This is a genomic window from Clostridium oceanicum (assembly GCF_039521385.1).
GTDB classification, from domain to species: Bacteria; Bacillota; Clostridia; order Clostridiales; family Clostridiaceae; genus Clostridium_F; species Clostridium_F oceanicum.
Map to the genome: position 1 here is coordinate 324,008 of NZ_BAAACG010000006.1, position 21,126 is coordinate 345,133.

Genomic DNA, 21,126 nt, shown 5'->3' on the forward strand with positions numbered 1-21,126 from the left:
AATTATGGTATAATTAGCATGTTTTTATAGGTAAGGAGGGTTAAGGAATTGTGCAGTAAAGATAGTAAAGAGTTTATAGAAAGAGCAGAAGAAATAATAGATAAGTGCATTAAGTTTTTAAGTGAAAAAGATTATTTAAATATATCAAATATTATTGATAAGACAGATAATATATTAATATTGTATAAACTAGGAGAGATATTGCTAGAAGAAAAAATAGATGATTTGTATAGAAAATGTTATGAAAAAGCATTATATATAGAAACAGATAACTTAGAAGAAATATATTTTAAAGGATTAATAGCTTATTACTTAAAGCAAAGTAATAAATCAAAAGATTATTTTAAAAGAATATTGAATTCAAATTCAGAAGAAATAAAAGATTTATATTATCAAGGAATGGCAGCAGTATGTTTGAACGGGAACGATTCGTGGCTAAGTTATTATAATAAGATATTAAAAACAAAAATAAAAAAAGTGGATGACTTCTATTACAAAGGAATAGTATCTTGTTATTTAAAAAAAGATGATATAGCAATAAGGTATTTTGATGAATTTCTTAAAAATACAAATAATACAAAAGATATATTCAACATATATAATAAAATATTAAATTTGTATTATAATCAAATGTATGATTTTAAGAAAAGTGATTTAATAAAAAAATTTATAGAAAAAATATTAGATATAGGAATTGATGATGTAAATCATATAAAGCTATTATATGATTTAGGAAAAATGTATGGTGAATTTGAAAATGAAAATCAAGTTGTATATGAAAAATTTTTAAAAAGAATAATAGAAATTGCACCTGAAAAAGAAGGAGATTATATATGCAAAGGAATTAGCTGTTTGTTATTAATAACTTATAATGAAGGTAAAGGACAAAAAAAATTAAGCATCAATAGTAAAAAAGTAGATTATTATAATAAAAAGGCTCAAAAAAATTATTGGAATCTTGTAAAAAAAGTAGCTACAGGTAGTAAAGAATTAAGAGAAGAGATTTTTAAATATAATACATTCACCCCATTTTTACATGAATTTCTTGATAAAGAAAATACTAATGACGAATTATATCATTATACTAGTATAGAGGCACTTAAAAGTATTTTAGAGAAGCAAGAACTTTGGCTAACTAAAAGTGAGTTTTTAAATGATCCAACAGAAAATTCATATATAACAGATATTAAGTGGGATTTTGATTCATGTAAATTAGATAAAAAATTTTTAAACGAAATTAAAGATGAGCTAAAACATATTTATTCTAAAAAAGAAGAAAGTATAAAGAAAGATGTGTACATTCTTTCAATGACTACTAATAAAGATAATTTACCTATGTGGCAAAATTATTCTAATTCTGAAGGATATAATATAAAATTTAATAAAAATAGATTAAGAAAAAGATTTTCAAGTTTGAACAGAAAAAAATATACATCATTTTTAAAAAGTAAAGTTAGATATATTGATAGAGAAGATGAAGAATGGATAAATAATGAACATAATAAGAAAATAATATATAATTTAATTCAACAAATTTATGATAGTGGCAAAAATGAAAATGTTGATGAAAAATTGATTAAAACAGTTATAGTAAGTCATTTAAGAATAATGGCTTTATTTATAAAACATCCTGGATTTCAATATGAGGATGAGTATAGATTTGTTTTTATACCTAATTTTTGGGGTGTTAATTATAATAATATGGATTTTAGAACGAAGAAAAATGTATTAATACCATTTATAAAAATACCTATAAATGAAAGTGATCTAAATAACAATAAAACTTTAGTAGAAAAAATTACTATGGGTCCATTATGTGATAAAGAATTATGTGAAAGAGGTATTAGAGATTTTTTAAACTTAAAACATATAAAAAAACATAATGGTGATGACATAAATATAGATAAATCAGATATTCCTTTAAGAAGTATTTGATAATTTATTGAAGAATTTAAAGAGCCTTTTAAGGCTCTTTTATTGTTATTCTAATTAATGTTTTATAGTATTTTCTACCTATATTTTTACGGTTTTCCCATCTAAGTACATTATTATATGTAGTTCCTAACATAGTAGCTAATTTGGTTTTGGAAAGATTATTTTTAAGTCGATAATCTTTTATGATTTTAGGATAATCCATATCTAAAAATTCATAGTATTCATCATAAAAATATTTTTTATCTACATTAAACAATTTAGCTAATTTCATAGACAATTCTTGTGGAGGATATAAACCTCTAGTTTCATAATCTTTAATTAAATACCTTCCTTGTTTTTTACTTAAACCTAATTTTACAGCTAAATCCATTTGGGACCATCCCATTTGAAGTCTATGAAATTTTATCCATTGACTAGGGGTATCAGGTGTTGTATTATATGTTTTACATTTATTTAGATAAATTATATATTCTTTCCAAAATGTCGCATTTTTGTATGACAAGGGCAATATTCGCTACCAGCATCAATGCAGTCCTTTATTTCATAGTCCATATAGATACCTCCTACAACACTCTACTATTAAGATATTTTTTTAACTTGAATTTTGTTACAAAATAACGGGATTAATTTTAAATTTTAGTAGATTAGAATGATTTGAACTGCTTCTATTATATAAGTAGTATAAAGAAATATTTTAAAGTGATTTAAATGGATAGTATTTTAGTTGAGAGAGGATTAAAGACAAAGAAGGTTTTAGGGGATAGAAGAAAAGATTGTGTAGTACTTGCAATTTTTTCTACTGTATTAGAATTTAGGTTTTGGCTTTTACCACTTTCAATTTGTGAAATAGTAGAAACTACTACTTTTGTATCTTTAGCCAGTCTATAAGCACTGATACCTTTTTTCTCGTTTTTTTTATATTTAAACTTATTATATATATTTATTTTAAATTCTCTTTTATGTTTCATCAAAAATATTTCCGCAATCAAAAATATTTTATCATTATGCCTACTTATAATCAATTGATTTTATGTTTTTAGGAGAGTGGATTTTTCGGAAGTGAAAATAATTTAAGCAATAAAAAGAATTTCTGAGAATTATCAGATTAGTTCTTATAAATAACTAAAAATAGGAATATATATGCTTTGAATATTTTCACAATGTGAAATATAATCAATATATACTTTCGAAAACGAAAAAGGAGGATAAATAAATTAAAAGAAATATTAATAAATATAAAAATTAACTTATAAATTAGCAAAAACCGCAGGAATAGGACAAGCTACTGCTCGTGGATTAGTCTACGTAAATAGAGAAGCAAGGCTTTCCTTTTAACTAGGTTACCAAAAAATAAAAAAAGTAACCTAAAGGTAACCTAGTTAAATCAGTGCGATTACTATATCCTTTATATAGATATATATATAAGTTACTAAGTTACCTAAATATAAAAACAATTTACGTATAGGGATATTTGTTCTTATATATTATAAAAGATAAGCAAATTATTTTTATAAAAAGGTAACCTTAATAGGAGATATTTTAGATACTAGTATTATTAAGATTAAAAGGTATTAAAAAAGTTACCTTTTGAAAATTTATAAAAGGTAACCATAGTTAGAGAGATGGGGGATTATAAATTGGAAGAAAATAAATTTAAAACAATAGAGACTTATTTGTATAATTATAAAGATGTAGATATATTGAATCAATTAGTAGATATTAAAATAAAAAAATTAAAAAATGATATAAATCTTAGAGCAATAGGATATGAAGAAAAAACAGGACCTACAAATAAATTTAATAGTGATGTTGAAAATGAGGTTATTAGAAGAGAAAAATATGTTCAAAAGGAAATAGAATTATTACAAAGAGAAAAAGAAAATAGAATAAATGAAAAGGAATTAATCGATAAAATTATGGAACTATTAGAATATGAAGAAAAAAAATTAGTTGAATTAAGGTATTTTAGTAAACCTACAAGAAGCTGGAATAGTATAGCACAAGAGCTTAACCAATCAGTAGATAATTGTATTAAAGTAAGAAGAAAAATAATAAATAAAATGTCCCAGTTATTGTTTTAGTATTATTTCATTATTATTATGTTATTGAAACATTACTATTTAGTAGTGTTTTGATGTTATATAATAGTATCATAGAAAGTTTAACAGGGATTACAAAAATATTAAATCATAAATTATATAGTTAGGTAAATATTCTCTGTTATATAACTCATTTATAAAGAGTGGGTTGATAGAAATATATTTCCTATTATGTGAAGTATGAGGTGAATATTTATAATAAAAGTGCTTTGATAACATCAAGGTGCTTTTTTTATATAAAAATCCCTAAATTAAATTAATAAAGGAGATAAGAAAAATGGTAAAACCAAGACATCCAACAGCTTTGTTATGTAGCGATAATAATTTTATATATCAATGAATTTAATTTAAATTGATTAGATAATTTTGATAAATAATTATTAAATATTACCATAAAGAATATTTAAAAAAAGTAATTAAATTAGAAAATAAGAGAAAAGTTAACCATGTTCTTTTAGTGAGGTGATATTATCATTACGTTAACAGAGATAAACAATGCAGTTGAAAAACAAGTAAAGGAAGGGTTAAAAAAAACCAAATACAAAGACACTATATTTTCTTCTGCAAATATTAAAGAAAATACAATAAGACCTAGTTTTAATTTGGAGCTCAAAAACAATAAAACAAGTCTATTAAACGGAGAAGCCATTCAAAGAGAATTTGATATAAGGCTTTTTTATTTTGCAAAGAGCAAAGATGATAGTAAGTTTGAATTGATGGAAATGCAGGATATTCTCAGTAATATATTTAAAGATGCTATAAAAATATCAGAGGATTATTATATAGCTACGTTTAAATGTGAATTTGATGTAAAACAAGATGAAGGGTTTTTAACATTAATGCTGAGAAAATTATATTGTTTGGAACAAAAAGAAGAAATTGGGGAACCTTTAGAAAAAATTATTTTAAATGAAAAGGTGGTTTTTTAAATGGCAAATACATTACCAGATATAAACATTGCTTTTAAGCAACGTGCACAAACTTTTATTCAAAGAGGCGATAACGCTATTTTGATACTTAAAGATGATACAGATAAAACTTTTGAATCTGTAGAATATAAAGATTTAATAGAATTAGAAATAGATAAGTCAAAATATACAGAAGAAAATCTACAATATATAAAAGATTGCTTAGAGAGCAATCCAAACAAAGTAATAGTTGTAAGAATAGACACTGAAGAAGAATATAGTGATGCTTTAAGTACAGTAAAAAATTTATATAATACTGGATGGATAAGTCTTGTTAGTAATGCCCAAGCAGATTATGATGCATTAATTCAGTGGATTAAAACTAGAAGAGATGTAGACAAAAAAACTTTTAAAGGCATAGTGTTTAACCCTACAACACAGCCAGATTGTGAAGGGATAGTTGTATTAGGAAACTCAAAAGTAACATTTAAAGATAATAAAAGAGGACAAAAAGAAGGATATGAGTATCTTCCAAGTCTTTTAGGATATATAGCTAGCGCTGGTATTGATACTGGAACAACATATATGACTATGAAAAATCTTAAGTCAGTTTTAGAACCAGTTAATATAGACCAAGAGATACAATCAGGTAAGTTAATTCTAATAAATGATGAAAATACAGTAAAAATTGGATTAGGTGTAAATAGTTTGACTACTTTTACAGAAGGTAAGGGAGAAGATTTTTCTCTAATTGAAGTTATAGAAGCAACGGATTTAATAAAAGATGATATAAAAAATACATTTAAAAATAATTATGTAGGAAAATTCAAAAACAAATTAGATAACCAAATATTATTTATCAGTGCGATTAACACTTATTTTAAGAATTTAGCAGCGAGAGATGTATTGGACAATGCATTTAACAATAAATGTTATATAGATATAGAAGCTCAAAGAAAAGCATGGATAGAAAGTGGAAAAACAGAAGCAAAAGAATGGGCAGAAGAAGAAGTTAAAGGAAATATATTCAAGAGAGATATATTTTTAGCTGCAAATATAAAAATATTATCAACTATGACAGATTTAGATTTTTCAATAACTATGGAATAAGGAGGTTTTTTTATGTCAAAATCAAATAATGTTATAACTGGAGATAAAGGAAGAGTTTGGGTGAATACAGAATTGTGGGCAAATCTATCTTCTATAGAAGCAAAATGTTCTTTAGAAACTGATGATATAAGATTTGTTGGTGATCCCAAAAAATATACACTTATAAAAGGAAATAATATAGAAGGTACTATAACAATTAAAAAGACAGATTCAAGAGCACAAAAATTATTAGCAGAAGGGTTTAGAACTCTTAATATGCCAGATGTAGAAATCATAATTGCAACAGGAACAATAAATGGTAAAAAGACAGAACGTGTGAAATTAGAAAATGTAGTATTTACAGAGCTTCAGCTTGCAAAGTTAGAAGCAGGTGAAATGGTAGAAGAAGAACTTCCATTTACAGCATCTTCATTTGAATATTTAGAATTAATATAAGTTTTATATATCCAATTATATATTTAGAAAAGAGGTAGTAATTAATATGAAAAAAGCTAAAAAATTAACCTTAGAGGATTTTATTAAAAAGGCTACAGATAAACATACTAAAAGAAAAAAAGTGGTAGATATAGATATTGAAGGTTTTGGATTAATAACATTCAAAAGACCTTCTGATTCTGATCTTTTAGATTTCAAAGATGTTTTAGCTAATAGCGTAAAGGTAACAAAGGATGAGAAAATTGATAAATTAGATTATAGGCAAATGTTAGAAGCTTCAAAAGAACTTTTGTATAATACTTGCGAATTTTTGCATAGCAAAGAGCTTATGGAAGAATTGCAATGTGGAGAACCTTTTGATTTACCTGTAAAAATATTTGGTATTGATGAAACTATAGAATTAGCTCAAAAGGTTTGTGAGGCTTTTGAAGATAATAAAACGGATATTAAAGAACATATAAAAAACTAATAAGAGGTGATAATGACGAGGGCGGGGAACTTTTTTGGATTAGTTACTATATAGATAAGGGAAACTTACCTCTAACTTATTACCTCAATTTAAGTGTTACAGAAAAAGTATTTTATATTGAAAGTATGAAATTCAATATGGAATTAAAAATAAAATATGATCAAATGAAATTAAAAGCTATATGTGGGAATGGTAAAAAATAGCCTTCTTTTTCTAAATCTTTAAAGAAGGGAGGGAAAGTATGGCTTTAAATATGAATAGCCTTGTATCTTTAAATGATAAACTGTCTGATAATTTAGTTAGAGTAAATAAGAATGTTCAAAAAATGTCTACTCAAATGCAAAAATCAGCTCAAGAAGCTGCTGATTTTGTTAATAAATTTAAAGGTGGATTTGAAAGTATAGGAAATAAAGCGATAAAAACAAGTAGTGTTATAGCAAAATCCTTAGGAAAATCAGCATTTAAAACTGGCTTGAGCGAAGCTATGGATATGGAGGGCTTTAGATTAAAATTAGAAAGTGCCACAAAATCTGCTAAAAAGACTGGTAAGATTATGAATTGGAGTGTTAACTATGCAAATTCTACTCCATTTGAAACAAAAACAGTTTTGGAAGCTTCTTCAAGATTGGAAGCTATGGGAATGAGTGCTAAAAAAAATATACCATTATTGGCTGATATGGCAGGTGCTACAAATAAACCATTGATGGAAGCTGTAGAAGCTCAAGCTGCTGCTCAAAATGGACAATTAGGTAAACTAGAAGAGTTTGGTATTAAAAAGACAGATATTATAAAAAAAGGTAATCAGATGTTTAGAAATGCTCAAATTATTAATAGTAAAGGTGAGATTAAAGATCAAAAGAAATTTAATCAAGTCTTAAATGCACTTATGATTGAAAGATATAAAGGTGGAGCAGCTAAATTAGGTGAAACTGTAAAAGGAATGTGGGATACAGTAAAAGGGGTTACAAAATCCTCTTTTGCAAAAATTTTAGGAATAACAGCCCAAGGTACAATAAAACAAGGTAGCTTATTAGACATAATAAAAGGGAAGATAAAACAGGTTGCAGATACTTTAATAAAATGGCAATCAGATGGAACTATGGATGCAATAGCTAATAAAGCAGCAGAAGTTTTTTCTACTATATATAATGTTATAAGTGATTTATTTAGCTTTATAATTAAACATAAAGATACAATACTTGATATAGCTATAGCATTTGCAAGTTTTTACACTGCAATAAAAATTATAAATACATTAAGAAAAACTTTATTTGGAATTCAAGTAGCTATGTTCCTTTTAAAAAATACATTACTATTAAATCCAATATCTTTGATGTTGGTTGGCATAGCAGCTTTGATTGCTGGCTTTGTACTATTGTACAAAAATTCAGAGACTTTTAGAAATGCTATAAGTCAAATAGGACAGTATATAGCAACTAATATATTTCCGATTTTTCAACAGATGTATCAATTTTTTATCACTAATATTTTACCAGTTTTAATTCAGTTAGGTAATTTTATAATGGCTAATGTTCTTCCAATTTTACAACAATTAGGAAGTTTTTTAGTAAATATATTAGGTATTGCTCTACAAGGATTATGGAGTATATTAATGCAAATTTGGACAGGTGTTATAGTACCTTTGTATAACTTCTTTGTTGCTTATATATTACCTGTAATTCAAACTATAGGTCAAGTTATTTTATGGCTTATAAGTACTGTATTAATGCCTTTGGTTAGTTTTATATTAGGCAATCTTATGGCATCCTTTCAAAATGGATTCCAATTTATTTTAGGTATAGTAAGTACAGTAGTAGGAACAATGAGTGGAGTTATTCAAGGTATATTAACAATACTTCAAGGAATAATAGATTTTGTAATAGGTGTATTTACTGGAGACTGGGATAGAGCATGGGAAGGTATTAAGGAAATATTCAGCGGTATTTGGCAAGGTATAGAAAGTGTAGTAAAAGGGATATTGAATGGAATAATAGATAGCATAAACTGGGTTATAAGAGGGATGAACAATATATTAAGTTTTAAAGTTCCTGACTGGGCTCCTAAATGGATGGGAGCAGGAAAAACAGTAGGAGTTAATATACCAGAAATATCTAAATTTGCAAAAGGTACCAAATATTCTCCAAGTGGTTTAGCATTAATAAATGAAAAAGGCGGAGAATTAAGAAAACTGAGTAGTGGAGAAACTATAATACCTGCACAAAAATCAAGAGAGATTTTGAATAATGCATCAAGTCCAAATATAAATATATATATCCAAGGAAATGTTGGTAGTGAAGAATTTTTTGATCAAGCAGGTAATAAAATTGCAAGTAAAATTAAGTTAGCATTAGGAAGTATGTAAAAGAGTATCTTAAAAGGTACTCTTTTTTATAGGAGGAGAAGGTATGGCAGATATATTTTTTAGTACTTTAGATAGAAAACAGATTTATAAGTTGCCTGTTTTACCAGAAGAAATGCCTGAATTAAGCCAATCAAGTTCAAATGAAGAATTTGAAACCTTTAATAATGGAGTATATAATTTCATGGGTAATGTAGGATTAGTATCTTTTTCAATAGATAGCTGGCTACCTGCTTATCCCAATAAATACAAGTGGGTTAAAAGCCAAATTGATCCATATTTACTTATAAATATGTGGAGAAAAGCAAATTTAAAAAAAGAACCTTTACGTGTAATTATAAATAGAAATAAGAATGATTTTTTACCTACAGAGCTTTTAAATTGGATTGTAACCATAGAATCCATATCTTGGCACGAAAAAAATAATAATGATATAGCTTATAATGTTAGTTTAAAACAATATAGGGTGATAGAATAATGTGGAATTTGTATACTTCTTATATAGTAGGTAAAGGATATATAAGCAAAAATATAATAGGTTATTCTAATAATTTTAGTTGGAGTAATGATACAGATACATTATGTACTCAAATATCTTTTGATAGTATATTAGATTTGGCAGAAGGAAGAAGTAAGATTGTTCTTAAAAAAGATAATATAGTAGTATTTGAAGGTGTAATAGTAAATAAAACTAATAAAGAAAACACACATAGCTATACTGCAATGGACTATGCATGGTATTTAAATAAAAATAAATATGTAATGCAGTTTAGAAATGTTAATGCAAAAACAGCTATACAACAGATTTGTAATAAAGTAGGTATTAAAACTAAAATAATTAATTTAAGAACAATTATAAATAAAATTTATCACCAAGAATCTTTAAGTGATATTATAAAAGATATATTAAAGCAATGTAAGAATGAAATAGGTGAAGATTATATAATGGAAATGCAAGGAAAGACATTATATATAAATAAACTTATATATTTAAAAGTTAATTCAAAACTACTAATAGGTAAGGATTATAGTGTTAGTAGAAGTATAGAGGATATGCAAAATTATATAACTGCAGTAAATAATGATGGTAAAATTTTAGCTACTATAAAAGACTCTAATTCTATCAAAATTTTTGGAGAATTAAGAGATTTAATAAGTGTAGACGATAAAAATAGTAGTCAGTCTTATAATATATCTAAAAATACACTTAGAGAAAAAAATAAAACAAAGAAAGAATTAACTTTTAATACTATAGATACTGGCAAAGGTATTTATATAAATTGTAATAGATTAATTAATATTAATTTAAATAAATATGGTGTAAGTGGATGGTATAGAATAAAGAGTACACAACACACACTATCAAGTGGAACACATAAGATAAGTGTTACTGTAGATTTTAGTTAAGAGGTGATTAATTGAGTTACGATATAGATTTTGCAAAATGGTTAAAAGAAAGAAATAACAAAGAGAATATAGGAGTTATTAAAGGTAAAGTAGTAGAGGGAGGAAGAGATTATATAATAAGTATTCTTGATAACCAAGTATATTTAGATAGGACTAATTCTACTTTATGTAACTCTTTAAAAGATAGAGTAGAAAATAGAAATATACAATTAAATGATAATATCTATAATGCAAAAATAACATATAATAATATGTTAAATGTAGAAGATGAAGTTTTAGTTATTGCAAATCAAAGCAATAACTATTTTTATATTATAGATAAGATAGGAGGGTCTTAAATGGCTTTGCTCCCAGAAGAAAGTTCAATAATAGAAGATATAAAAACAATAGAAGAAAAAAAAGTAGCGACTTTAGGAAAATCTTTTTTATTTGATTTTAATGAGGGCGATTTTGTATTAAAAGATGGCAATCCTGTTGAAATAGATGGAATTGAAAGTATTAAAATATGGATAGAGAAAGTGTTAAGAACTGATAAATTTAAATTTAAAGTTTATGAGAAACAAAATAAAGAGTTAGAATATGGAGTTACTATAAAAGATTTATTAGTTGGAAGTTATCCTAAACCTTTTATTTTAAGTGAATTAAAAAGAGAGGTAAAAGAAACGCTGTTAAAGCATCCTCAAATTGAAAATTTAGAGGATTTCACAATTGAGCATAAAGGTATTAAAACTCTTGTGGCTTTTAAAGTTAAATTAAAATCAAAGACAAATGCTTACACAGAAATAGAGGTGAAATTTTAATATGATAGAAACTAAAGAAAGCATTCAAAATAGAATACTTTCTAATATATCTGATAAATATGATAAGAGCGAAGGCTCTTTTTTTTATGATGCAGAAAAACCAGTTGCTATTGAATTAGAAAATATCTATAGTGAACAACGTAATATATTAAATAACGCATTCGTTAATACTGCAGAGAATGCATGGCTTGATAGAAAAGTAGCTGAACAAGGAATATATAGAAAATTAGCTACTAAATCTAGAGGTTTTGTTACTATAAAAGGTTCTGTAGGTGCAAAGATTAACAAAGGAGATAAAGTTGCTAGTGATATTGTTAATTTTATATGCTTAGAGGATAAAACATTTGATGATGATAAGCAAGTTAATTGTTCAATTAAATGTGAAGTTGAATGTGAAGTTGAAGGAAGTATTGGTAATGTCCCAGTAGGAGCTATTAAATATTTTCCTATAACTTTACCAGGGTTAATAAGTGTTACTAATCTAGAAAAAATTGATGGTGGTTACGAAATGGAAACAGATGATTCTTTAAGAAAAAGGTATGAAGAAAAAGTTAGAACACCACCAACTAGTGGCAATAAGTATCATTATAGAAATTGGGCTACAGGAGTTATAGGCGTCGGTGATGCAAAAGTATTTCCATTATGGAAAGGTGCTGGAACAGTAAAAATAGTAATTATAGATTCTAATAAGCATAGTGCTACAAAAGAATTAATAGATAAAGTATATGATTATGTAGAAGAAAATAGACCTATAGGAGCCGATGTTACAGTAACTGGAGCAGTAGAAAAAGATATAAGAGTTAATGCAAAAGTTGTATTAGCTAGTGGATATAATATAAGTAATGTACAAGAAGAATTTATTAAACTTATAGACAAGTATTTAAAAGAAGTTGCTTTTAATATTTCTTATATTAGTATAGCAAGAGTAGGAAATATATTATTAAATACTCCAGGAGTTTTAGACTACAGTGAATTAAAAATGAATGATATTACTAACAATATTAGCCTAGAGGATGAAGAAATCCCAGTGCTCGGTAATGTAGAGTTGGGGGTGTAGCTATTGTACCCTAATAATATAGATGTATTTATAGAAAAATTAAATAAACTTGATAATAATACTTATGTTATAGAAGAAGTAGTAAATGTGACAGATGGTATATTTAAAGGATATTTAAAACATGATAATGTAAGCAAATCTAGTGTAAGAGTTTATACTGCACCTAAATTAACTGGTGATAAAATAGACAACTTTATATTGTCTACTCCATCTAAGACTCCTTGGAAGTTAGAAATTAAAATATTTTCTGATGTTTCACCGGTCTATGTTACTTATGAAACACAAGGAGATACAGTTGAAGCTGAGGATATAAATAAAGTTCAAGAAAGCATAGTTAATACACAAACTGCATTAAATAGTGAAATTAATAGGGCAACTACTAGTGAAAATAATATAAGGGATAATTTAAATGAAGAAGTTAATAGAGCAAAGAATAATGAAGAAAATTTAAATAATCAAATTAATACTACTAATAGTAATTTGAATAAGGAAATTACTAGATCTATAGATTCTGAAAACAATATTAATGATGAGCTTAATTCTGAGATTAACAGGGCAAAAAATAGAGAGAATGTTATAGAATCTGATTTAAATAATTATAAGCAAAGTAATGATTCAAAAATACAAAAATTAAAAGAAAAAGATGTTGATTTAGATAATGTAAAATCTGATAAAACATATGTAGATACTGAATTAAATAAAAGATATTTAAAGAATCAGGTATTTACTAAAGAAGAAGTTTTAGAAAAGATAACAAATGTTATTGGTACTGCTCCACAGGCTCTTGATACATTACAAGAAATAGCAGAATCACTAAATAATGATGAAGATTTTGCCGGAACTATGACAAGTCAACTAAGTAAAAAAGTTGATAAAGTTCAGGGTAAATCTTTAAGTGATGAAAATTTTACTAATGTAGAAAAGGTAAAACTAGCAGGTATAGAAAATAATGCAAATAGGTATGTACATCCTCAAAACCACCTAGCAACGGTTATTTTACAAGATGAATCCCATAGATTTGTAAGTGATTCAGAAAAGAGAGTATGGAATAATAAAGTTAATAAGTCTGGTGATACTATAACAGGACCTTTAAATATAATTGGTACAGCAGCAGATAGACCTTTAATTGTAAGAGGAATATCAGGTTGTGAAAGCTTAAGTGAAACACCAAGTGAGTTATATTTAAATTATGATTCAGACTTACCTATACATTTTGGTACTTCTATTATAGTAGATCCTAAAACAAAGACTATTGGTGCTACAAGTGATAACACAGTTAAATTAAATAATAAATCCCATGATTACTATTTAGATTATAACAATTTTACTAATAAACCAGATGTTTATACTAAAAATCAAAGTAATCAACTGTTAGACCAAAAATCAAATAATAATCATACTCACGATGATAGGTATTATACTGAAAGTGAATGTAATAATAAATTTGTAACTAAAGGCCAATTAGGTGATGCAGGTTATGGAGATATGGCTAAATTGGTCTATGATAAAAATAATAATGGTAAAGTTGATGTGTCAGAAAATGCTGATAAAGTAGGAGGAAAATCTCCAGAAGATTTCTTATACAAAACAGGGAATAATTACTTAGCATTTGGAAGTACTGGTCAAAGTGTCAGCAATAAGTGGTATCAGGTAATGAGTTGGAAGGTTGATGGCCAGTATAATAATTTTCAAACAAGAATATTTTTAACTCAAAGAGGAAACATGAATCATACTGGTGAGATTAATATTAGAGGAGAATATGGAACTAACAGTTGGAGTAGCTATGATGTTAAACTTGAAGGTTATAATTTAGACTCAAAAGAAACATTTTTATTAATAATGGATAATTCAAAGAAAACAGCTAGCTTATATTATAAAAAAGCTTATGATTGGGATTTAACTGTTGGAATTATTGCTATAAATTATTTAAGTGGAGCTGCGTTTAGTTATGATAACAAAGCAACTAATAAAACGACTACTCCTACAGGGGATATATCTTTATTAGCTAAGAAATATTCAACTACTTGGAATTATTTAAAGGGGGTATAGGTTATGTATGGTTCTATAAAATATAGCACAAACAAGTATGCTTCTAATAAAAATATATCCGATGAACAAATAAAACCTTATACTCCTGATTTGATGAAGTATTTACCCAAATGTTATAGAAAATCAAAAGTAATGGCGAATATTGAGACTACAAATGCAAAGGAATTGGGAAGACTTTATTATTTGAAAAAAGATTTATTAAAACAGTTTTTTATAGATACTGCTACATGGGGGTTAACTTTATGGGAAGAAGATTATGGAATAAAAACAGATTTAAATAAATCTTATGAGGATAGAAGAGAAGTTATTAAAGCTAAAAAGAGAGGTCAAGGTACTGTTACTAAAAAAATGTTAAAAGAAGTGGCTGAAGCTTTCAGTGGTGGAGAATGTGAAATAATAGAACACCCTGAAAGCTATTCTTTTACAGTAAAATTTATAGGTATTAAAGGAATTCCTATAAATTTAGCTGCTTTTATAGATATGTTAAATATAATAAAACCAGCTCACTTAGCTTATGATTTTGAATATACTTATTCAATTTGGAGCTTCTTAAAAGGTAGTAAATTAACATGGAGTATGGTTAATACAAAAATGTGGAAAGAATTAAAAGCGTATGATAACTAAAGGAGGTATATAATTTGAAAACTACAAGTAATTATGGATTAAAAAAACCAGATGGAAATGATGTAGTAAATATAGAGGATTTTAATTATAATGCTGATATAGTAGATAGAAAAATAAAAGATGTTGAAACTAAAGCAAATAGCATAAAAGTTCCAGTAACTTCTGTAAATAATAAAACAGGAAATGTAGTACTTGCAGCGGAAGATATAAGAACTAAAATTGGTAAATCTGTTGAGTCAAAATTTGATGATATAACAAAAAGTATTGAAACTGTTAAAAGTAGTAAAGTAGATAAAGTATCAGGGAAAGGTCTTTCAACACAAGATTATACTACAGCAGAAAAGCAAAAACTTTCAGCAATAGCAAGTGGGGCAAATAGATACACACATCCTAATACACATCCAGCAACTATAATTTCACAAGATGCAACTCATAGATTTGTTAGTGATTCAGAAAAAAATAATTGGAATGGTAAAGCTAGTAGAAGTCATAGACATAGTTCAGCGGATATTAATCAAGATTCAAGTCATAGATTTGTTACAGATTCAGATAAAGCTAGTTGGAGTAGTAAGGCTAATGGAAGGCATAAACACTCGGAAGCTGATTTAATCAATCCATCTCAATCTATTGGAAGTGCAGGCTATAGAAAATTACCAGGAGGATTAATATTACAATGGGGAGCATCATCAACTGGATCAAGTGGTCAAACTGGTACAAGTAAATCACTTTTTTATAAGACTATTGGTATAAATTTACCTATAGCATTTCCACATGAGTGTTGTTATGTAGATGCATCAGTTCTTTCGGGATTTATTGTTAGTAACGCATATCCAACTGGAGGAACTAGTAAGACACAAATAACTATTAGTGTAGGTAATTTTGGTGGCATGACAGCTAATAATAATCTTACAGTTAGATGGTTTGCTGTAGGATACTAAGGAGGTATAGTAGGTGAGATATATATTTTTAGAAGATAACTACTTTGGCTTTAAGGATTCAGAGGTTAATAACATAGAAGAGACAGATATAGAAATAACAGAAGAAATTTATAATACATTTTTTAGAGAGCAAAGTCAAGGAAAAGAATTTACAATAAAAAATATAAATGGTTCTACGTTTGAAGAAATATTTGAAAAAGTTATTATACAACCAGTAGCTCCACAGAAAGTAGAAGCAACACCATTTGAAAAGCTTCAACAAGAAAATGAAAAATTGAAAAAACAAATAGAAGAAACACAACAAAGTATGGTTGAAATAATGAATTTAATAGAAATGCAACAAGGAACACCTAAATAAACAGTAAAAAGGTGTATTTTTATGTTCAAAAATAATAAATAAAATAAATTATTTTGAGATGTAACGGAGTTTAAATTAACAACGTGTAAAAAAGGTTATTTAAGTGCTATTTTAGATTTAAATGATAATAGTATTAAGTACTTCAAATAACAATAAATTGGTGTTTGACACATTAGATCAAGCTATAATTGATAATGGTCTTATAGAAGGATTCTGGGGTACTCTTAAATCAGAAATGTATTACTTGAAAAAGTTCAATACATATGAAGAATTTAAAGAAGGGATAGATCAATATATAGAGTTTTATAATACTAAAAGATTACAGAAAAAGTTAAAAGGTATGACTCCGATAGAATATCGAAATCATACCTTATCAATATAATTTTTTATTATTTTACTTGTCTACTTGACAGGGGGATGTTCACATAGGAGTGGTTTTTTATAGTATAGTATCTGCATTTTATGGAGTATTGTGTATACTGACCTATATGACTTTAAAAAATATGCCATTACCTTGGTAATAAGAAGTTAAATAATAGTTTAAATATTTTCTCTTAATGAATTTAAATTATTAAGGAAAACTGCTGTTATTATAAAAAGAAAGCAAAAGAACCTTAGATTTAATCTAAGGTTCTTTTATTATTTATGTATAATATTATTTCAATTTTGCTTCAAATAGGAAAGGTTTAAATTCTAGTTCATAGTTATCAGATGAACCTTAAAAAAACCGCACTTTCATTAAAAAAAGGCGGTTTAAACTAAAAACAAATTAATATTGTAAAGAGAAGAGAATAGTTTTCTTATAAATATATTCTTTAATTTATCTATCTTAAAAGAGCACTCCAAGTATTTGGTCCAACAATAGCATCTATTAAAAGATTTTTATCCTGTTGGAATTTCATAACAGCTTTTTTAGTCATAGATCCAAATACTCCGTCAGCTCCATGTCCTCCTAAATTATATTTTTTAGATATTAATATTTCTTGTAAAACTTTAACTAAAGATCCCTTAGCACCTTGTTTTATAGTTATTAGTGCAGCTTTAGTTTTAGGGCCTAATATTCCATCTTCAGCTAAACCTTTATTATAGCTACTATTTAAAGCTTTTTGAAGTTTTTTTATAGTACTTGAAGATGAATATTTTTTAGAACTAGAACTAGGTTTTGAAGGAGGATTATAAGAGGCATTTGATTTTATAGTTTTACCAACTAAACCTTTTACAATAGCGTCAGCCATTTTTTCTGCGCTAAACATATTCATATCATTTTTGGAATCTACAAAGCAGCATTCTATAAGCATTGCTTTAGGATCTGTGCTTCTTACTACATATAAATTTTTACCATCTTTTATTCCTCTATTTCTATAACCTAAACCTACTATATTATTAAGCACTGAAGTTGCCTGACTAAACTTACTTGCTCCATAGGTATAAATTTCTACTCCAGTTCCACCACCAGCATTAAAGTGTAGGGATATAAATAAATCCAAATTTCCTGAGTTTGCTTTTCTAACTCTTGTGGATAAAGAAGAACTTACAGAACTTGCACTATCTACAGTACAGTTTACAACTGCATGTCCAAGTTTTTCAAGTTTCTGCATTACCTTAAATCCAACCTCTCTTGTTAAATTAGTTTCTTTTCTATATCCAACGGCGCCATAATCTGATCCGGATAGAGTATGGCCCATATCTATTCCAATTCTCAATTTTATCACTCCTTATGCATATCTATTAATATCATATGTAATGTTTTGATATTTTGTTAATTTAGTAGTTAATTTTTAAAATTCCGATTAATAATGGTTTTACAAATATATTTTGCTTATGTATAATTGATTATAATAGGATTATAATGTAATAATGTCAGAATTATGCCTATACAGCGTATTTTCAATATAGTGCATTTTATGGACATATATGACTTTGTTTTTAATTGGGAATTATGGATTTTTATAAATTAAAATAGATTAAAGATAAGTAGATTCAATAGATAACAGGTTTATATGAAATTTATATTGTTAAAATATACAATCTCTTAAGTGGGAAGTATTTTTTAGCCCTGTAATCTTTTATTTTTAAAACATAATTTGTAAAAATTTTACAACCATATATTATTAAGTTAATATACATAAATGATTATATGATATGCTAACTTGGTTTATTTTAGGTAGACTTAAAATTCCATGATTTAAATTAGTTTAAGTATAAAAATAAGTGTTCCTTATAGAAAAAATAGTATTATTAGCGTATTTTATAATCATGAAAGGTGGTTAAAATGAAAGAAAATTTTTATGAATTTATTATTAATGAATGCCCTATAGGATATGCATATTATAGAATAATGCTAGATACAAATAATAACCCATCTGACTATGAAATTCTAGATGTCAATTCTAAGTTTGAAGAGTATGTAGGATTAAAAAAGAAATCTCTTTTAGGAAAGAAAATCACTGAAATTTTCCCGGATATAAGTAAAGCAGAAAAAGATTTAATAAAGATATATGGCGATATTGCTCTTAATGGCGGAAACAGGGAAATTGAATGGTTTTCTAATATACTAAAAGGACTTTATAATATAAAAATATCTTCTCCTAAAAAAAATTATTTTATTACATATGTAACGGATATAGGGGATACTGAGTATGATTCACAGTCTTTTGAAGATATGAATGAAAAATATAAGCTCTTGTTTGAAAATGCATCAGAATCAATTGTAATAATTCAAGATGAAAAGATACAAATGTTTAATCCAATGTTAGAAAAATTAACAGGGTATACTAAAGAAGAATTGGATACAAGTTTTGCATTGTATTTTATTCATCCTAAAGATAAAGAAAAAGCAAAAAACAACCACCATACAAGGTTAGAAAATAAAACTTTTAAAAGTAAGCAAGTATATAGATTAATAAGAAAAGATAAAAAAGTCATTTGGATAGAAACTAATGGAGTTAAAATAAAATGGAATGGTAGACCAGCAGTTCTTAACTTTATAACAGATATAACGGAAAGTAAAAAAGCAGAGGATGCTTTAAAAAAAAGCGAAGAAAAATATAGACTATTAACAGAGAATACATCAGATGTTATATGGATATTTAATATACATAGAAATAAATTTACATATGTAAGCCCTTCAATGTATTATTTAACAGGATATAAAGCGGAAGATGTGGTAAATAAAACTTTAGAAAACTCAATATCTCCTAAGTCCTTAGCTATTTTTAAGGATACAGTTGAAAAAAATATGAAAGAATTTATAAAAAGACCTAACTCAAATAAGCATTATATTATGGAAATTCAACTCTTTGGAAAAAACAAAAGTCCTATATGGACAGAGGTATCAATAAATTTTAGATATAATGATAAAAGGGAAATAGAAATTTTAGGGGTAAGTCGTAATATAGAGGAAAGAAAAAAATCTGAAAAAGAAGTTACTTATTTAAGTTATAATGATCAACTAACAGGCCTTTATAATAGAAGGTTTTATGAAGAGAAACTAAAAAAACTAGATAGAGAGGAAAATCTTCCTTTAACTTTAGTTATGGCTGACTTAAATGGATTAAAACTTACAAATGATGCCTTTGGTCATTTAGTTGGGGATAAACTTTTAAAAAGGTTTTCTAAGATTTTAAAGGAAAAATTCAGAGAAAATGATATTATAGCTAGAACTGGTGGAGATGAATTCGTTATTTTGCTTCCTAAAACAAGCTGCCAAAAAGCAGAAAAGATAGTTTATCGTATTAAAAAATCTATATCTAAAGAAAAAATAAATAATATTGTGTTATCTGTTTCCTTTGGATGGGCTACAAAAACTAGTGTTAACCAAAGCGTAGAGAAAATATATACCCAAGCTGAAGACAATATGTATTATAAAAAACTTTTAGAAAGTACAAGTATGAAAAATCAAACTATAAAGCTTATAATTGAAAGTTTATATAGAAATAATAATATAGAACAAGAGCATTGTGAAAGGGTAAGCAAGCTTTGTAAAAAAATGGGCATAGTATTAGGTTTAGATAGCAACAAAGTAGAAGACCTTAGACTTCTTGGATTATTACATGACATAGGTAAAATAGGTGTTAATGAAAGAGTTTTAAGTAAATCTGAAAAATTAAATAGAGGAGAATGGCTTGAAATTAAAAGGCATCCTGAAATTGGCTATAAAATATTAAAATCAGTAAACGAATTTTCACATATAGCAGAATATGTATTATGTCATCATGAAAGAGTTGATGGAAAAGGTTATCCTAGAAATTTAAAAGGAGATGAAATTCCACTTCAAGCTAAGATATTAAGCGTTGTAGAGGCATATGACATAATGACAAGTGGCTATCATTATAAATTAAGATTAAGTGAAAAGCAAGCAATAAATGAATTGAAAATGAATTCAAATACTCAGTTTGATCCTAAGGTAACTGAAGTATTTATAAAAGAAATTTTAAGTAAGAAATAGGTGAGGGGTATTAGTAAGTACTCTTCATCTATTTTTATTTTAATATATTTTAGCTTTTTAATTTATTAAATAGTTTTTCTTAAAATATGTTTTTAAAAATAAGTATCAAGATTAAAGTTTAATTTTTAAAA

The 21,126-nt window shown here is 26.4% G+C and carries 21 protein-coding genes; 18 read left to right on the forward strand and 3 right to left on the reverse strand.

Annotation, left to right across the window (positions count from 1 at the left end; genetic code table 11):
- Positions 1-48 precede the first annotated feature (48 nt).
- On the forward strand, positions 49-1,935 hold the full coding sequence (locus ABDZ71_RS05050; protein WP_343759468.1) for a DUF2971 domain-containing protein: 1,887 nt from the start codon (positions 49-51) through the stop codon (positions 1,933-1,935).
- A gap of 28 nt (positions 1,936-1,963) precedes the next feature.
- Here ABDZ71_RS05050 and ABDZ71_RS05055 read toward each other — a convergent pair whose 3' ends face one another.
- A complete protein-coding gene (locus ABDZ71_RS05055) occupies positions 1,964-2,305 on the reverse strand; it encodes a helix-turn-helix domain-containing protein (protein ID WP_343759470.1) in 342 nt (113 codons plus the stop codon).
- Between the two features lie 334 nt (positions 2,306-2,639).
- The gene (locus ABDZ71_RS05060; protein ID WP_343759471.1) at positions 2,640-2,903 is read right to left on the reverse strand and encodes a helix-turn-helix domain-containing protein; all 264 of its coding nucleotides are present in this window, start codon (positions 2,901-2,903) and stop codon (positions 2,640-2,642) included.
- Positions 2,904-3,572: 669 nt separating this feature from the next.
- Between ABDZ71_RS05060 and ABDZ71_RS05065 the strand changes: the two genes are divergently transcribed.
- The 16 genes from ABDZ71_RS05065 to ABDZ71_RS05140 all read left to right on the forward strand — a co-directional run bounded on the left by ABDZ71_RS05065 (position 3,573) and on the right by ABDZ71_RS05140 (position 16,930).
- Positions 3,573-4,016 (forward strand): sigma-70 RNA polymerase sigma factor region 4 domain-containing protein, encoded by a 444-nt coding sequence (locus tag ABDZ71_RS05065; RefSeq protein ID WP_343759473.1) that lies wholly within the window; start codon positions 3,573-3,575, stop codon positions 4,014-4,016.
- Positions 4,017-4,522: 506 nt separating this feature from the next.
- Positions 4,523-4,963, forward strand: a complete 441-nt coding sequence (locus ABDZ71_RS05070; RefSeq protein ID WP_343759950.1) for a phage tail terminator family protein — start codon at positions 4,523-4,525, stop codon at positions 4,961-4,963.
- On the forward strand, positions 4,964-6,052 hold the full coding sequence (locus ABDZ71_RS05075) for a phage tail sheath C-terminal domain-containing protein (RefSeq protein WP_343759475.1): 1,089 nt from the start codon (positions 4,964-4,966) through the stop codon (positions 6,050-6,052). It abuts the gene before it with no gap.
- Positions 6,053-6,064: 12 nt separating this feature from the next.
- Complete coding sequence (locus tag ABDZ71_RS05080) at positions 6,065-6,487, forward strand: phage tail tube protein (protein ID WP_343759477.1); 423 nt, start codon at positions 6,065-6,067, stop codon at positions 6,485-6,487.
- Positions 6,488-6,533: 46 nt separating this feature from the next.
- A complete protein-coding gene (locus ABDZ71_RS05085) occupies positions 6,534-6,956 on the forward strand; it encodes a hypothetical protein (RefSeq protein ID WP_343759479.1) in 423 nt (140 codons plus the stop codon).
- 241 nt (positions 6,957-7,197) lie between these two features.
- Positions 7,198-9,318 carry a phage tail protein gene (locus ABDZ71_RS05090; protein WP_343759481.1) on the forward strand — a complete coding sequence of 707 codons (2,121 nt, stop codon included), beginning with the start codon at positions 7,198-7,200 and terminating at the stop codon, positions 9,316-9,318.
- A gap of 43 nt (positions 9,319-9,361) precedes the next feature.
- Positions 9,362-9,793, forward strand: coding sequence for a hypothetical protein (locus ABDZ71_RS05095; protein ID WP_343759483.1), 432 nt, complete (start codon positions 9,362-9,364; stop codon positions 9,791-9,793).
- Positions 9,793-10,722: an XkdQ/YqbQ family protein gene (locus tag ABDZ71_RS05100; protein WP_343759485.1), complete on the forward strand. Its 930-nt coding sequence runs from the start codon at positions 9,793-9,795 to the stop codon at positions 10,720-10,722. The genes ABDZ71_RS05095 and ABDZ71_RS05100 overlap by 1 nt, the downstream gene beginning before the upstream one ends.
- An 11-nt stretch (positions 10,723-10,733) precedes the next feature.
- Positions 10,734-11,060: a DUF2577 family protein gene (locus ABDZ71_RS05105; RefSeq protein WP_343759487.1), complete on the forward strand. Its 327-nt coding sequence runs from the start codon at positions 10,734-10,736 to the stop codon at positions 11,058-11,060.
- A complete protein-coding gene (locus ABDZ71_RS05110) occupies positions 11,061-11,522 on the forward strand; it encodes a DUF2634 domain-containing protein (protein WP_343759489.1) in 462 nt (153 codons plus the stop codon).
- Between the two features lies 1 nt (position 11,523).
- Positions 11,524-12,579, forward strand: coding sequence for a baseplate J/gp47 family protein (locus ABDZ71_RS05115; RefSeq protein ID WP_343759491.1), 1,056 nt, complete (start codon positions 11,524-11,526; stop codon positions 12,577-12,579).
- A gap of 3 nt (positions 12,580-12,582) precedes the next feature.
- Positions 12,583-14,628 carry a hypothetical protein gene (locus ABDZ71_RS05120; RefSeq protein WP_343759494.1) on the forward strand — a complete coding sequence of 682 codons (2,046 nt, stop codon included), beginning with the start codon at positions 12,583-12,585 and terminating at the stop codon, positions 14,626-14,628.
- A gap of 3 nt (positions 14,629-14,631) precedes the next feature.
- Positions 14,632-15,252: a YmfQ family protein gene (locus ABDZ71_RS05125; RefSeq protein WP_343759496.1), complete on the forward strand. Its 621-nt coding sequence runs from the start codon at positions 14,632-14,634 to the stop codon at positions 15,250-15,252.
- A 14-nt stretch (positions 15,253-15,266) separates the two neighbouring features.
- Positions 15,267-16,190: a gp53-like domain-containing protein gene (locus ABDZ71_RS05130; RefSeq protein WP_343759499.1), complete on the forward strand. Its 924-nt coding sequence runs from the start codon at positions 15,267-15,269 to the stop codon at positions 16,188-16,190.
- Between the two features lie 13 nt (positions 16,191-16,203).
- Positions 16,204-16,548, forward strand: a complete 345-nt coding sequence (locus ABDZ71_RS05135) for a hypothetical protein (RefSeq protein ID WP_343759501.1) — start codon at positions 16,204-16,206, stop codon at positions 16,546-16,548.
- Positions 16,549-16,669: 121 nt separating this feature from the next.
- A complete protein-coding gene (locus tag ABDZ71_RS05140; RefSeq protein ID WP_425544693.1) occupies positions 16,670-16,930 on the forward strand; it encodes an IS3 family transposase in 261 nt (86 codons plus the stop codon).
- Positions 16,931-17,372: 442 nt separating this feature from the next.
- Here the strand turns inward: ABDZ71_RS05140 and ABDZ71_RS05145 are convergent, their stop codons facing one another.
- Complete coding sequence (locus ABDZ71_RS05145; protein WP_343759503.1) at positions 17,373-18,260, reverse strand: N-acetylmuramoyl-L-alanine amidase; 888 nt, start codon at positions 18,258-18,260, stop codon at positions 17,373-17,375.
- Positions 18,261-18,820: 560 nt separating this feature from the next.
- Here ABDZ71_RS05145 and ABDZ71_RS05150 point away from each other — a divergent pair.
- On the forward strand, positions 18,821-20,995 hold the full coding sequence (locus ABDZ71_RS05150) for a PAS domain S-box protein (protein ID WP_343759505.1): 2,175 nt from the start codon (positions 18,821-18,823) through the stop codon (positions 20,993-20,995).
- Positions 20,996-21,126: the final 131 nt, after the last annotated feature.

Coding starts and splice junctions, on each gene's coding strand:
- ABDZ71_RS05055 (WP_343759470.1), bottom strand. CDS start 2,305: ATGGATTTAGCTGTAAAATTAGGTTTAAGTAAAAAACAAGGAAGGTAT.
- ABDZ71_RS05060 (WP_343759471.1), bottom strand. CDS start 2,903: ATGAAACATAAAAGAGAATTTAAAATAAATATATATAATAAGTTTAAA.
- ABDZ71_RS05075 (WP_343759475.1), top strand. CDS start 4,964: ATGGCAAATACATTACCAGATATAAACATTGCTTTTAAGCAACGTGCA.
- ABDZ71_RS05080 (WP_343759477.1), top strand. CDS start 6,065: ATGTCAAAATCAAATAATGTTATAACTGGAGATAAAGGAAGAGTTTGG.
- ABDZ71_RS05085 (WP_343759479.1), top strand. CDS start 6,534: ATGAAAAAAGCTAAAAAATTAACCTTAGAGGATTTTATTAAAAAGGCT.
- ABDZ71_RS05090 (WP_343759481.1), top strand. CDS start 7,198: ATGGCTTTAAATATGAATAGCCTTGTATCTTTAAATGATAAACTGTCT.
- ABDZ71_RS05095 (WP_343759483.1), top strand. CDS start 9,362: ATGGCAGATATATTTTTTAGTACTTTAGATAGAAAACAGATTTATAAG.
- ABDZ71_RS05100 (WP_343759485.1), top strand. CDS start 9,793: ATGTGGAATTTGTATACTTCTTATATAGTAGGTAAAGGATATATAAGC.
- ABDZ71_RS05110 (WP_343759489.1), top strand. CDS start 11,061: ATGGCTTTGCTCCCAGAAGAAAGTTCAATAATAGAAGATATAAAAACA.
- ABDZ71_RS05115 (WP_343759491.1), top strand. CDS start 11,524: ATGATAGAAACTAAAGAAAGCATTCAAAATAGAATACTTTCTAATATA.
- ABDZ71_RS05125 (WP_343759496.1), top strand. CDS start 14,632: ATGTATGGTTCTATAAAATATAGCACAAACAAGTATGCTTCTAATAAA.
- ABDZ71_RS05140 (WP_425544693.1), top strand. CDS start 16,670: ATGATAATAGTATTAAGTACTTCAAATAACAATAAATTGGTGTTTGAC.
- ABDZ71_RS05150 (WP_343759505.1), top strand. CDS start 18,821: ATGAAAGAAAATTTTTATGAATTTATTATTAATGAATGCCCTATAGGA.